The following is a 12,973-nucleotide window of genomic DNA, read 5'->3' on the forward strand; positions in this document are numbered from 1 at the left end:
CAGGTATTTAAATATACGAACTATTAATTGAAAGAATAAAAAATGAAAGTCTTAAAGTTTGGTGGAACTTCTGTGGGCTCAGCACAAAGAATGAAAGATGTTGCCAAATTGATTTGTGACGGAGAGCAAAAGATTGTTGTTTTGTCTGCTATGTCCGGTACAACAAATACGCTTGTAGAAATTTCGGATTATTTATACAAAAAAAATCCGGACGGTGCTAACGAAATTATTAATGGCCTTGAGCATAAATATATGCAGGTAATTGATGAGTTGTATAGCACAGACGAGTATAAACAGAGGGCTACTGAAATTGTAAAATCTCACTTCGATTATATCCGTTCTTTTACAAAAGATCTTTTTACTCTTTTTGAAGAAAAAGTGATTTTGGCTCAAGGTGAGCTGATGTCAACGGCTATGGTGAATTTATACTTGAATGAGACTGGTGTAAAATCTGTACTGATTCCTGCTTTGGATTATATGCGGACAGATAAAAATGCTGAACCGGATCCCGTATATATTAAGACAAAACTGAAAGATTTATTATCTGTAAATCCTGATGCACCTATTTATATAACACAAGGCTATATTTGTCGGAACGCTTATGGTGAAATAGATAATTTACAGCGGGGAGGAAGTGACTATTCCGCTTCATTGATCGGTGCTGCTATTCAGGCTGACGAAATACAAATATGGACGGATATTGATGGCATGCACAATAATGATCCTCGATTCGTTAAAAATACTTCTCCGGTAAGATATTTACATTTTGAGGAAGCTGCGGAATTAGCATATTTCGGGGCGAAGATATTGCATCCTACATGTATTCTTCCTGCTAAGCTTAATAACATTCCTGTTCGTCTGTTGAATACGATGGAACCTGAAGCTCCGGGAACTTTGATTTACAATCAATCAGAGCCGGGGAAAATAAAAGCTGTAGCGGCAAAAGACGGTATTACAGCCATTAAGATCAAATCGGGGCGTATGCTTTTAGCTTACGGATTTTTACGTAAAGTCTTTGAAATTTTCGAAAGTTATCAGACAGCCATAGATATGGTGACTACTTCAGAGGTAGGTGTTTCTGTGACTATCGATAATACAAAACATTTAACCGAAATTCTGGATGATCTTAAAAAATTCGGGACTGTCACAGTTGATGAAGATATGGTCATTATTTGTGTAGTCGGAGATTTGGAATGGAATAATATCGGTTTCGAGTCAAATACGATGCAGGCAATGAAAGATATTCCGGTAAGAATGGTATCTTATGGAGGCAGCAATTACAATATTTCGTTTTTGATAAAATCAAAAGATAAGACTGCTGCATTGCAATCTTTAAGTAAATATTTGTTTGATAAATAATAAGAGAAGAACACGGACTACTTTTTATAAATAGTCCGTGTTCTTTTAAAAAACATTTGTGTTTATTATAGTAGAAAACAGGTTTAGAGATATTTTTACAAATTCTTAAAATCATCAAATATTAAAGATAAATATATGAAAGGTGTTTTCCCAATCGATAAGTTTAGAAATATAGAGACCCCTTTTTACTATTATGATACATCTTTACTGAGAAAGACATTAGATAAAATAAAACAGGAAACATCTCTGTATTCAAATTACCATGTTCATTATGCTGTAAAGGCAAATGCTAATAATCGCATACTTTCTATTATCAGAGAAACCGGATTCGGTGCGGATTGTGTGAGTGGAGGAGAAATAAAGGCTGCTTTGGAAGCTGGATTCCCAGCTCATAAAATCGTTTTTGCAGGGGTTGGTAAAGCTGATTGGGAGATTAAGTTGGGACTGGAGTCCGATATATATTGTTTTAACGTAGAATCTGTTCCGGAGTTGGATAATATTGATGCATTGGCTGCCTCATACGGCAAAACAGCATCGATAGCGTTACGTATCAATCCCAATATAGATGCACATACGCATCATTATATTACTACAGGGCTGAGTGAAAATAAGTTCGGAATAAGTTTGGTTCATTTAGATTCGGTACTTGATCATTTAGAGACATTGAAAAATGTCCGACTTATCGGATTGCATTTTCACATTGGTTCGCAGATTACCGATATGGATTCATTCAAGGGGCTTTGTATTCGAATTAATGAAATACAAGAACATCTGTACCAACGGATGATTATCGTAGATTCCATAAATGTCGGTGGCGGTTTAGGAGCCAATTATGAAGAACCGGACAAACAGTCTGTTCCGGATTTTAAAAGTTATTTTGAGGTTTTTCATAAACATCTCAAATTGAGGCCTAAACAGGAAGTCCATTTTGAATTAGGACGATCTGTCGTGTGTCAATGTGGTTCTTTGATTACAAAAGTCCTGTATGTGAAAGAGGGAGTAAACAAAAAATTTGTAATAACTGATGCCGGGATGACGGATTTGATTCGTCCCGCCTTATATCAAGCTTATCATAAAATAGAAAATATTACTTCAGATCAGTTGCCGGAAGAGTATGATGTCGTAGGTCCTATTTGTGAATCGTCTGATTGTTTTGGAAAAATGGTCTCATTAAATAAAACTCAACGAGGAGATTTATTGGCTATCCGTTCGGCAGGTGCATATGGTGAAATTATGGCTTCACAATATAATTGCAGAAAATTGCCTAAAGCTTATTATCAAGATAAAATATGATACTTTCGTAGGTCTCTTGACAAATAAAATAGAGAGGGCTTGTTTACACAAGCCCTCTCTATTTTATTATCGGATATTTTTATTTTTGTTTTGATTTGCTGATTTCTTCTTGTACTATGGCGTCCAAAACGGCAACAGTCGTCAAGTTTACAATATCTCTTGAAGAACTTTCGATATCCGTAAAATGTATAGGTTTGTTTAATCCCATTTGAATCGGTCCGATAGACTCTGCTAATCCCATTTCCAATAACATCTTATATGCCGAATTGGCTGAGCTTAAATTCGGGAAAATGAGTGTATTTACTTCTTTCCCTGCCAATTTGTTGAACGGGAATGTTTTATCTCGCAGGGTTGTATTAAGAGCAAAATTGATTTGCATTTCTCCGTCAATTGCCAATTCAGGATAATTTTCCTGCATTTCTCTGACCGCTTCATGCACTTGTACCGGACTACCGGTATTGTCAGCGCCGAAATTAGAATAAGATACCATTGCCATAACAGGCTCGTGGGCAAAGAATTTTACGGCATGACGGGCTAAGCGGGCAATATCTACTAATGTCTCTGAGTCGGGATGGCGGTTGATGAGTGTATCGGCAAGGAAATAAGTTCCTTTTTTGGTATTCATGATATGCATTGCTCCGAAATGTTTATGACCTTCCCGAATACCGATAACATCTTTTGCAATTTGTATGGTTTCGGTATATTTGGTATAAGTTCCGGTAATAAATGCATCGGCATCGCCTACTTCTACCATCATCATTCCAAAATAGTTGCGGTCGAACATTTTTTCTCGAGCTTCGTCTAAAGTGATACCCTCTCTTTGACGTTTCTGTGCTAATATTTTTGCATATTTTTCACGACGTTCCGTTTCTTCGCCACTTCGTAAATTTACGATTTCAAGGCCATCGAGATTTAAACCGTTTTGTTCGGCTACACTATGTATATAGTCGGTATTCCCCAGTAAGATCGGGAAACAGATGCCTTCTTGATAAGCAGTAACGGCAGCCGAAAGCATATTGGCGTGATTGGCTTCGGCAAATACGACACGTTTTGGATTCTGAACAGCCATTTCGGTGAACCGACGTATCATTTTATTATCATATCCCATTAGAGCTCTCAATTTACTTTCATAAGCATCCCAATCGGTTATTATTGGAGCTGCAGCGCCAGATTCGATTGCTGCTTTTGCAACTGCCGGAGCAACGGTCGTGAGTAAACGGGGATCGAGAGGTTTGGGAATAATATATTCCGGGCCGAAACTTATTCGTTTCAGATTATATGCTGCATTAACGACATCAGGAACAGGTTTTTTAGCTAATCCTGCAATGGCATAAACTGCCGCTAATTTCATTGCTTCATTAATACAAGTTGCTCTTACATCGAGAGCTCCTCTGAATATGTAAGGGAATCCGAGAACGTTGTTGATTTGATTTGGATAGTCTGATCGACCTGTCGCAAAAATTAAATCAGGACGAGAAGATTTGGCTTTATCATATGCAATTTCCGGATTTGGATTGGCTAATGCAAAAACGATTGGTTTCTCGTTCATGGAACGAATCATTTCAACGCTTAATACGTCTGCTTTAGAAAGTCCGAGGAACACGTCCGCACCCCGCATAGCTTCTTCTAAGGTATCAATATCCCGATCTGTGATAAATTGTTTTTTCGATTCGTTCAGGTCGGTACGCTTTTGGTTTATCACTCCACGACTGTCAACCATTACGATATTTTCTTTTTTCGCACCCAACATCATGTATAATTTTGTACATGAACTGGCTGAAGCTCCGGCTCCGTTAACGACGATCTTTACGTTTTCGATTTTTTTACCCTGTATTTCGAGTGCATTTAACAATCCAGCTCCGGATATAATAGCTGTACCGTGTTGATCATCATGCATTACGGGTATGGATAGTTCAGCTTTCAACCGATTTTCGATCTCGAAACATTCGGGAGCTTTTATGTCTTCAAGATTAATTCCTCCGAATGTTGGGGCAATGGCTTTTACGGCTTGGATAAATTTTTCAGGATCTTTTTCGTTTACTTCGATGTCAAAAACATCTATCCCGGCAAATATTTTGAACAGAAGACCTTTTCCTTCCATTACCGGTTTTCCTGCTAATGCACCGATATCACCTAATCCTAACACTGCCGTTCCATTTGATATAACAGCGACCAAATTGCCTTTAGATGTATATTCGTATGCTTTTTGTGGATCTTTCTCTATTTCGAGGCATGGTTCGGCCACACCGGGAGAATAAGCGAGTGATAAATCCATTTGTGTGCTGTATGGTTTAGTGGGAACAACTTCTATTTTCCCGGGTTTGCCCTGACTATGATATAAAAGGGCTGCTTCTTTCGTTACTTTTGACATATGCTGTAAATTATATATGTAATGTAAATAGAATATTAATTCAATATTTATCAAAATTTTCCATGCAAATCTAATAATTTATATTTATCCCGAAAATAAAAAATACAAACTATAACATTGTTAAATAATGTGTTCATTTTGAGATCGCCTTATTTACATTAATTAACTGTATTGAAAAATGGATTATTTAGAAAACTTTATGTGTTTTATAAGTTTTCTTTTATCTTTGTCAAATATAAAAGAGTGATTAAGCTTTTTATTCAAAAAATTTAGACAAGCTATTAAGTAGACTCTAAAAGAAAAAGGCCGTATGAATAAAGAATTGAGAAACAGAATTATTGATAAAGCTGCGGTTTTGTTCACCAGACATGGGATTAAATCTGTGACTATGGATTATATCGCCAGTCAGATGGGAATCTCGAAACGTACGCTTTATGAAAACTTTAAAGATAAGGATCAGTTATTGTTAGAATGTATTTTGTATATTCAGAAAGAGACAGAAGATGAGGCTGAAGAGATTTATAAAACTGCCGAAAATTCGTTAGATCTGTTGTTAAAGGTTTTTCAAAGCACATGGCGTAAAATGCAAAATGTGAATAGAAATTATTTTAGTGATGTAAAGCGCTATCATCCGTCTATCGCACAAGTTCTGGATAATAATAGAGATCAAAGAGCCGGATATATGGCTTCATTAATGGAACAAGGCAAACGAGAAGGTTTGATTCGTGAAAATTTGAAGTCGCAAATAGCTTCTTTTTTATTGATGGCGCAATTTGATTTTCTTTTTAATTCAGATGAAGTATTTGCCTCGCATTATTCGTTTATAGATGTTTATGAAACGATTTTCATGAACTTTATTCGTGGTATTGCGACTTCAAAAGGAATTATGTTTATCGATGAGTTTGTCGATAGAACAGAGAATGCATAAAGATAAATTTATTAGAACCCGAATAAGTATGAAAAAAGATATATATTTAAGACAGGTCGGGATGACTTTGTTGTTAACATTTGCGATTGTATATAAAGCCGGAGCTCAGGAGCAGTCTCGGTCTTTGACTTTAGATTTGGATAAGGCTATCGAAATTGCTTTAAGCGAAAACCCGACAATAAAAGTAGCCGATATAGAGATCACCAGAAAAGATTATTCTCGTAAGGGGGCTATCGGAAACTTATTTCCTACGATTACGGCATCCGGAGACTATTCTCGAACATTGAAAAAACAAGTTATGTATATGGACATGGATATTCCGGGAATGGATAATGGTATGAAAGTCGGGCAGGATAACTCTTATTCTATGGGATTTAATTTTCAGTTACCGATTGTTGCTCCTACGTTTTGGAAAAATATACAACTCTCGAAAGCTGATATAGAACAGACTTTAGAAAGTGCTCGGGCTTCGCGGTTATCTTTAGTAGATTAGGTAAAGAAGGCATACTATAATGTTATGATGAGTGAAGATTCATATCAAGTTTTGAAAGAGAGTTATGATAATGCCTGCCTAAATGCAAAGGATTTTAGAAATAAATATGAACATGGTATCGCTTCGGAATACGATGTTTTGCGCGCTGAGGTTCAGGTACGGACTTTAGAACCCGGATTATTACAAGCCGAGAATGGGGTGAAATTATCTAAGGTAAACTTGAAGGTTCTTTTGGGATTGGACATGAATATTGAGGTTACTCCTGCAAATAAGCTGTCAGATTATGAGGCTGATATGTATGAACAAGCGTTGAATATCGATACCTCTTTACAAAATAACACAAATTTAAAACAACTCGATTTGCAAGCGGATTATTTAAAGAAAGCATTGGTTGTACAGAAGATGTCATGGTATCCGACTTTAACAGCGACCGATTTATATAATTGGACTTCTATGAGTAATGGGCCTATATTTAAAGATTTTCGCTGGAATCCGTATTCAATGATCGGTTTAACCTTATCAATCCCGATTTTTCAAGGAGGCAGCCGTGTTCGGTATGATTTCTATGGCTGTAGGAACTGGCGAAGGCTCAGAGATGTGGCGTTCTATGGGTATGACAGTTGCTTGAGGATTATCTGTGTCAACGTTGATTACGCTGGTGATCGTACCTGTTGTATATTGCATATTTGCTAAAAACGGAGTATTGCGAAAACGACGTAAATTAGCGGCAGAATTGAAAGGATTAGAGAAACTGTAATTATATATTCTTTCAGGGAATCTGTTATTTCCTGAAATTTAAAATGTAAATAGCTAACTTATGAAAGCAGTATTTATAGCCTTTGATCAGGCTCATTTAGAGATGATTCAGAGTATTTTAGATCATCATAATTGTTGAGGGTTTTCATATTGGGAAAATATTCAAGGGAGAGGTTCTGTAAAAGGTGAACCACATTATGGTAGTCATGCTTGGCCAAGTATGAATTCGGCGATATTGACCATGGTTGAAGACCAGCAAGTCGATGGTTCTCAATAACTTAGATAAACAAAAGGAAGCTTTAGGGCTTAGAGCTTTTGTCTGGAATATAGAACAAAGTATATAAACAAGTTATGGCCGAAAAAGCAAATGTTATTGTCAAATTTATGTTGAGTGCTCGAAAAAGGAGAGGTATCTGTTTTTTTTCGGCCACTATATTTATTATTACAATATTTTTATTTTTCTTATCTGTTATTTTATATGGACAGCATTTGCCGGGACGTCGTTTGGCGTTACTATTCGCATTGATGGGAATCTTGCTATTCTTTTTTTCTTTGTGGGCTATTTATAGTTTACGGAAAGATGGATATGTAGGGATGATTATATCGGATGAGGGAATTACTGATCTTTCTACCGGTTATAGGATTGGTACGGTACTCTGGAATGATGTGACGAAAATTAAGGTTATGGACGATCTTGAGAATCTGAATTATAAATATGTCGTTTTGGTAGTAAAAAATCCCAATCAATATATAATGCAAGAACCCATAGCAATAAAAAACGATCTTTAATGCTGAAGCTCCATCAATATGGCTCTCCTATATGTTTTTCGATACGGGCATTGGATTGTTCTTTTAAGGAATTGTATGCGGTAATAACATCTCGATATCAGGCTATAAGAGGAGTGAATGCGGTCATTGTATCGGATTGATTACAAATCAAATAAAAAAGGGGTTGTCCAAAAAGGCAAAACGGAATTGGTAAAAGTTATAGATTGTAACAAAACAAATAAAAAGAGTGCCACTTTACACCTAATTTTCATAGGCAAAAGTGGCACTCTTTTTTATAATCGAAGCCTATCAGTTCTAAATTGAAAGTTTAAATTTGAACTTTCCAACTTTTTGGACAGCCCCTTTTTTATAAAGGAAGTTCTTCACATTCTTTTATCCATATTGTACTGTTTGCATCACTCGGCATTTTCCAGTCACCTCTGGGCGAAAGGCTCACCGAACCGACTTTTGGACCGTCGGGAAGGCATGAGCGTTTAAACTGTTGGTTGAAAAAGCGTTTAAAAAAGATCGTTAACCATTTTTGTATCGTACTTGTATCATACTTTCCTTTGAAAGCTTGTCGGGCTAAGACGTAAATTTTGGCGGGACGGAATCCGAACCGTAAAAAATAATATAAAAAGAAATCATGCAATTCATAAGGTCCTACCAAATCTTCGGTTTTTTGTTTGATATTACCGTGCTCATCTCCCGGAATTAATTCCGGACTGATGGGAGTATTGACGATGTCTAATAATGTATGTTTCGTTTCGGCAGATATTTCTTGAGATGCAGCCCATTCGACAAGATAACGCACAAGAGTTTTAGGAATACTTCCGTTTACTCCATACATCGACATGTGGTCTCCATTATATGTAGCCCATCCTAAAGCCAATTCGGATAAATCTCCCGTGCCGATAACCAATCCGTTATTTTGATTGGCGATATCCATAAGAATTTGAGTCCTTTCTCTTGCTTGAGAGTTTTCATAAGTAATATCATGAATATTGATATCATGATTTATATCTTTAAAATGTTGTGTACATGCCTCTTTGATGCTGATTTCCCGTATTGTCACGCCGAGCAGTTTCATTAGTTCTTTAGCATTATGGTAGGTTCGGTCGGTAGTACCGAAGCCGGGCATGGTAACACCGACGATTTGTTCGCGGTTTAGTTTTAGTCGATCGAATGTTTTTACACAAACTAAAAGTGCGAGTGTCGAATCAAGTCCTCCCGATATACCGATAACTACAGATTGTGCGTGTGTATGGATAATACGTTTTGCTAAACCGGTTATTTGTATATTGAAAATTTCTTCGCACCGATCAAACAAAAGTTTATTTTCGGACGGGATGAATGGATGAGGTGTTATGGTCCTTTTCAATTCTGTTAATTCGTATGTCGGAAGATGGAAATCTATATTCCGGTATTTTTCTGTAGAATACATCGAGCAACTATTATACCCTGAATTTATTCTTCGGTCAAAAAGTAAACGGTCTATATCGATTTCTGAAATAATTAACTGTTTTTCAGAAATAAACCTCTGACCTTCAGCGAGAATTGTTCCGTTTTCTGCAATTATTCCATTTCCTGCAAAAACGAGATCAGTCGATGACTCTCCGCTTCCGGCAGATGCGTATATATAAGCGGCATTACAACGAGCTGATTGCTGTCGTATAAGTTCTTCTCTGTAAATTTGTTTCCCGATTAATTCATTGCTGGCCGATAAGTTTAACAATATATTAGCTCCATTTAAAGCTTGTAATGAACTGGGGGGAACAGTAACCCACAAATCCTCACAAATTTCTGTACCGATAACGACTTCTCCTGACCGGAACAGTAAATCCGTACCGAACGGAACATCTTGTCCACATAGACTTATAGAGGTTTGTCGATTATCCATAGAAGACGCAAACCATCGCTTTTCATAAAACTCTTTGTAATTAGGTAAAAATGTTTTCGGAATGACCCCCAATATTTTTCCTCCTTGGAATGCGATAGCGGCATTGAATATTTGATTACCATTGGTAACAGGAGCGCCGACGACGCACAGAAGTTTTTCATCACTTGTTTTGTCGATTAGTTTCTTTAAAGCTTTTTCTGCGCTTTCTATTAATAACTGTTGAGTGAATAAATCTCCACAGGTGTAAGAAGTAATACATAATTCCGGGAAAACGATTATTTCTATATGTTTTTGTCCGGCTTCTCGTATTAATTTTTCAATTTCAATTGTATTGTAAATGCAGTCGGCGACTTTTGTTTTTGGAATAGCTGCTGCAACTTTTACGAATCCGTAGGTCATGATTTGCTCGAATTAGGGTTATTTTTGCAAAAGTATGAATTTTATGTAGCCTATGGCGGTTTGGAATAAAAAAATATTTCGTAGATTTTTATCTTGAAATATGAATATGTACTTTTGTAAAAAACAAAATATATACAAATGAAAAAAGTCATTTATGTAGCACTTCTGTGCTTTTGTGCTCAATCAGGCTTTTCAGCACATACGTTTGATTTAAAGTCTATCGTATCCGGAGAATATCAAACGAAGCGAGTTCCTGCATTTTTACCTATGAATGACGGAGAACACTATACTCAAAGATCGAAAGATAAAACCATGATTATAAAGTATAGTTATAAAACCGGACAGGCTGTGGACACATTATTTAATGTAGCTTCGGCAAGAGAATGTCCTTTTAAAACTTTCGACGGCTATTCAATGAGTGCAGATGAAAAAAAAATATTGTTATATGCCGATGCAGAGCCTGTTTATCGTCGTTCTTTCAAGGCTGTATATTATACCTTTGAAATAAGAAGGAATTTGGTAAAGCCTCTTTCTGATAAACCGGGAAAACAACAGATTGCGACATTCTCACCTAATGGAAGAATGGTTGCATTTGTGAGAGATAATAATATTTATTTGAAAAAGTTGGATTATGGAACTGAGTCTGCAATTACTTCTGACGGAGTAAAGAATAAAATATTGAACGGAATTCCTGATTGGGTTTATGAAGAAGAGTTTTCTGTTGTCAGCACTTTGTCATGGTCTCCCGATAACACTACATTAGCATTTGTAAAGACAGATGAAACGGATGTTCCGGAATATTCAATACAGATGTTTGAAGGGGAATGTCCGAGTCTGACTCCTTATGCGTATTATCCCGGAGAATTTGTGTATAAATACCCGGTTGCCGGAACAAAGAATAGTAAAGTCGCTGTTTTTACTTATACAGTAGAGACTCGTGCAGTAAAAAAAATGAATGTACCTGTTGATGGAGACAGTTATATACCGCGTATTCGGTTTACGCAAAATCCGGATCAATTGGCCGTGATGACCTTTAATAGGAATCAAAATGACTTTAGAATGTTTCTGACAAATCCGAAATCAGGAGTGAGTAAATTATTGATTCAGGATAAAAATGAAACATGGATAGATCCGGATATTATGGATTACATTACTTTTTATCCTTCCGGTTTTATTTTTGCATCAGAAAAAAGCGGATTCAGACATCTTTATCATTACAATATGTCTGGTACTCTTATTCGACAAATTACCCGGGGAAATTGGGACGTGACAGCGTATTACGGACAAGATGCCAAGGGGTATTATTATTATGAATCTGCTGCTGAAAGTCCTTTATGTAGAGCTGTTTATCGTGTTGACAACAAAGGAAATATTGTAAAAATATCGACACAAAAGGGGTATAATCAAGCCCATTTTAATCCGGCCTGCACCTATTTTGTAAATGAATATAGCAATGCGGTAACTCCGCCGGTTGTGACAGTACATAATTCTCAAGGTAAACAATTGCGTATTATCGAAGAAAATTCGAAATTGAAAAATCTGCCGTTTTCTCGGAAAGAATTTTTTACTTTTAAGAATGAGTCAGGAGAAATATTAAATGGCTATATAATGAAACCGGAAAATTTTATCTCCGGGAAAAAATATCCTGTTGTGATGGTGCAATATAGCGGACCGGGTTCTCAAATGGTTTTGGATAAATGGGCTGCAATAGACTGGACTCAATATTTGACGGATAACGGTTATATTGTTGCGTGTGTGGACGGTAGAGGTACAGGGGGTAGAGGTACAGCTTTTTCTCGTTCTATATATTGTAAAATGGGAATTTTAGAAGCTCAAGATCAGATAGCAGCAGCCCGTTATTTGGGATCGTTGGGATATGTAGACTCAAGTAATATTGCTATCTGGGGCTGGAGCTTCGGTGGATATACGACATTGATGTCGATGTCAATGAGTTCAGGAGTGTTTAAGTCGGGAGTAGCTATTGCTCCGGTAACCGATTGGCGTTATTATGATACGGTATATACTGAACGTTATATGCGTACTCCTCAAGAGAATAACGATGGTTATATACAGACTTCTCCATTAAAAAAGGCCGCAGATCTTGATGGAAAGTTATTGATTATTTCCGGTACTGCGGATGATAATGTTCATTATCTTAATACATTGCAATATAGCGAAGCTTTGGTACAAGCGAATAAACAGTTCGAAATGCAGATTTATACAAACCGTAATCATAGTATTTACGGGTGCAATACCCGATATCATCTTTATACTCGAGTATATGATTTTTTGCAAAGAAATTTGAAATAAGAGTAGAGTTCTAAATTAAAAAAACAGACTGGATAATTATGCATCCAGTCTGTTTTTTTGTTATTATATTATACAAAAAATAAAATTGTTCGCTATTTTGTTTAAATCTGGATATTAGTATTTTAGGAGATCAAATGTTAATCTGCCGGATTATGTTGCATATTACATAAAAATACTGCATCTTAGCTTCGAGTTTAGCCTATAAGGATGTATAACAATTATGCTTCTTCTTCCTTGATTAGGTTAGGAGAAATAAAATTCTTCATTCGCTGTAAAAGTGCTATTCTATATGTTAACTTGATAAGAATGATTTAGAGAAAGGTTGTTTAATAAATAATTTTATCCTCATTTCCGCAACTCTTTTATCCTCTCATGACACGACAGTTTTTTTGCGAT

Annotated in this window: 9 protein-coding genes and 2 pseudogenes; 9 read left to right on the plus strand and 2 right to left on the minus strand. The window is 36.4% G+C overall.

From position 1 onward, the window contains the following. Positions 1 to 42 precede the first annotated feature (42 nt). Together AC0UMU_RS06225 and lysA are read left to right on the plus strand one after the other, a co-directional pair. On the plus strand, positions 43 to 1,359 hold the full coding sequence (locus tag AC0UMU_RS06225) for an aspartate kinase (RefSeq protein ID WP_009316931.1): 1,317 nt from the start codon (positions 43 to 45) through the stop codon (positions 1,357 to 1,359). 135 nt (positions 1,360 to 1,494) lie between these two features. Beyond that, the gene (gene lysA, locus AC0UMU_RS06230) at positions 1,495 to 2,652 is read left to right on the plus strand and encodes a diaminopimelate decarboxylase (protein WP_022390779.1); all 1,158 of its coding nucleotides are present in this window, start codon (positions 1,495 to 1,497) and stop codon (positions 2,650 to 2,652) included. Positions 2,653 to 2,731: 79 nt separating this feature from the next. Here lysA and AC0UMU_RS06235 read toward each other — a convergent pair whose 3' ends face one another. Continuing rightward, positions 2,732 to 5,023: an NADP-dependent malic enzyme gene (locus tag AC0UMU_RS06235; RefSeq protein WP_009316933.1), complete on the minus strand. Its 2,292-nt coding sequence runs from the start codon at positions 5,021 to 5,023 to the stop codon at positions 2,732 to 2,734. Between the two features lie 310 nt (positions 5,024 to 5,333). Here AC0UMU_RS06235 and AC0UMU_RS06240 point away from each other — a divergent pair, with 310 nt between their 5' ends. The 6 genes and pseudogenes from AC0UMU_RS06240 to AC0UMU_RS06265 all read left to right on the plus strand — a co-directional run bounded on the left by AC0UMU_RS06240 (position 5,334) and on the right by AC0UMU_RS06265 (position 8,129). After that, positions 5,334 to 5,951: a TetR/AcrR family transcriptional regulator gene (locus tag AC0UMU_RS06240; protein WP_009316934.1), complete on the plus strand. Its 618-nt coding sequence runs from the start codon at positions 5,334 to 5,336 to the stop codon at positions 5,949 to 5,951. 28 nt (positions 5,952 to 5,979) lie between these two features. Next, positions 5,980 to 6,444: a TolC family protein gene (locus tag AC0UMU_RS06245; RefSeq protein WP_187119514.1), complete on the plus strand. Its 465-nt coding sequence runs from the start codon at positions 5,980 to 5,982 to the stop codon at positions 6,442 to 6,444. Positions 6,445 to 6,991: 547 nt separating this feature from the next. After that, positions 6,992 to 7,201, plus strand: a pseudogene (locus AC0UMU_RS06250) (efflux RND transporter permease subunit); the annotation flags it as partial. A 60-nt stretch (positions 7,202 to 7,261) separates the two neighbouring features. Next, positions 7,262 to 7,544, plus strand: a pseudogene (locus AC0UMU_RS06255) (PG0541 family transporter-associated protein). A gap of 7 nt (positions 7,545 to 7,551) precedes the next feature. Then, positions 7,552 to 7,989: an STM3941 family protein gene (locus AC0UMU_RS06260; RefSeq protein ID WP_009316937.1), complete on the plus strand. Its 438-nt coding sequence runs from the start codon at positions 7,552 to 7,554 to the stop codon at positions 7,987 to 7,989. Beyond that, positions 7,989 to 8,129, plus strand: coding sequence for a hypothetical protein (locus AC0UMU_RS06265; protein WP_009316938.1), 141 nt, complete (start codon positions 7,989 to 7,991; stop codon positions 8,127 to 8,129). Before AC0UMU_RS06260 ends, AC0UMU_RS06265 begins: the two co-directional genes overlap by 1 nt. 206 nt (positions 8,130 to 8,335) lie before the next feature. Here AC0UMU_RS06265 and AC0UMU_RS06270 read toward each other — a convergent pair whose 3' ends face one another. Further along, complete coding sequence (locus tag AC0UMU_RS06270; protein ID WP_288639947.1) at positions 8,336 to 10,267, minus strand: NAD(+) synthase; 1,932 nt, start codon at positions 10,265 to 10,267, stop codon at positions 8,336 to 8,338. Positions 10,268 to 10,405: 138 nt separating this feature from the next. Between AC0UMU_RS06270 and AC0UMU_RS06275 the strand changes: the two genes are divergently transcribed. Next, complete coding sequence (locus AC0UMU_RS06275; RefSeq protein ID WP_278714221.1) at positions 10,406 to 12,577, plus strand: S9 family peptidase; 2,172 nt, start codon at positions 10,406 to 10,408, stop codon at positions 12,575 to 12,577. The last annotated feature ends 396 nt before the right edge of the window (positions 12,578 to 12,973 follow it).

It is taken from the genome of Coprobacter fastidiosus (assembly GCF_982245605.1).

Excerpts from the sequence above, each read along its gene's own strand:
- AC0UMU_RS06225 (WP_009316931.1), top strand. The coding sequence starts at position 43 with ATGAAAGTCTTAAAGTTTGGTGGAACTTCTGTGGGCTCAGCACAAAGA.
- lysA (WP_022390779.1), top strand. The coding sequence starts at position 1,495 with ATGAAAGGTGTTTTCCCAATCGATAAGTTTAGAAATATAGAGACCCCT.
- AC0UMU_RS06265 (WP_009316938.1), top strand. The coding sequence starts at position 7,989 with ATGCTGAAGCTCCATCAATATGGCTCTCCTATATGTTTTTCGATACGG.
- AC0UMU_RS06260 (WP_009316937.1), top strand. The coding sequence starts at position 7,552 with ATGGCCGAAAAAGCAAATGTTATTGTCAAATTTATGTTGAGTGCTCGA.
- AC0UMU_RS06245 (WP_187119514.1), top strand. The coding sequence starts at position 5,980 with ATGAAAAAAGATATATATTTAAGACAGGTCGGGATGACTTTGTTGTTA.
- AC0UMU_RS06275 (WP_278714221.1), top strand. The coding sequence starts at position 10,406 with ATGAAAAAAGTCATTTATGTAGCACTTCTGTGCTTTTGTGCTCAATCA.
- AC0UMU_RS06270 (WP_288639947.1), bottom strand. The coding sequence starts at position 10,267 with ATGACCTACGGATTCGTAAAAGTTGCAGCAGCTATTCCAAAAACAAAA.
- AC0UMU_RS06235 (WP_009316933.1), bottom strand. The coding sequence starts at position 5,023 with ATGTCAAAAGTAACGAAAGAAGCAGCCCTTTTATATCATAGTCAGGGC.
- AC0UMU_RS06240 (WP_009316934.1), top strand. The coding sequence starts at position 5,334 with ATGAATAAAGAATTGAGAAACAGAATTATTGATAAAGCTGCGGTTTTG.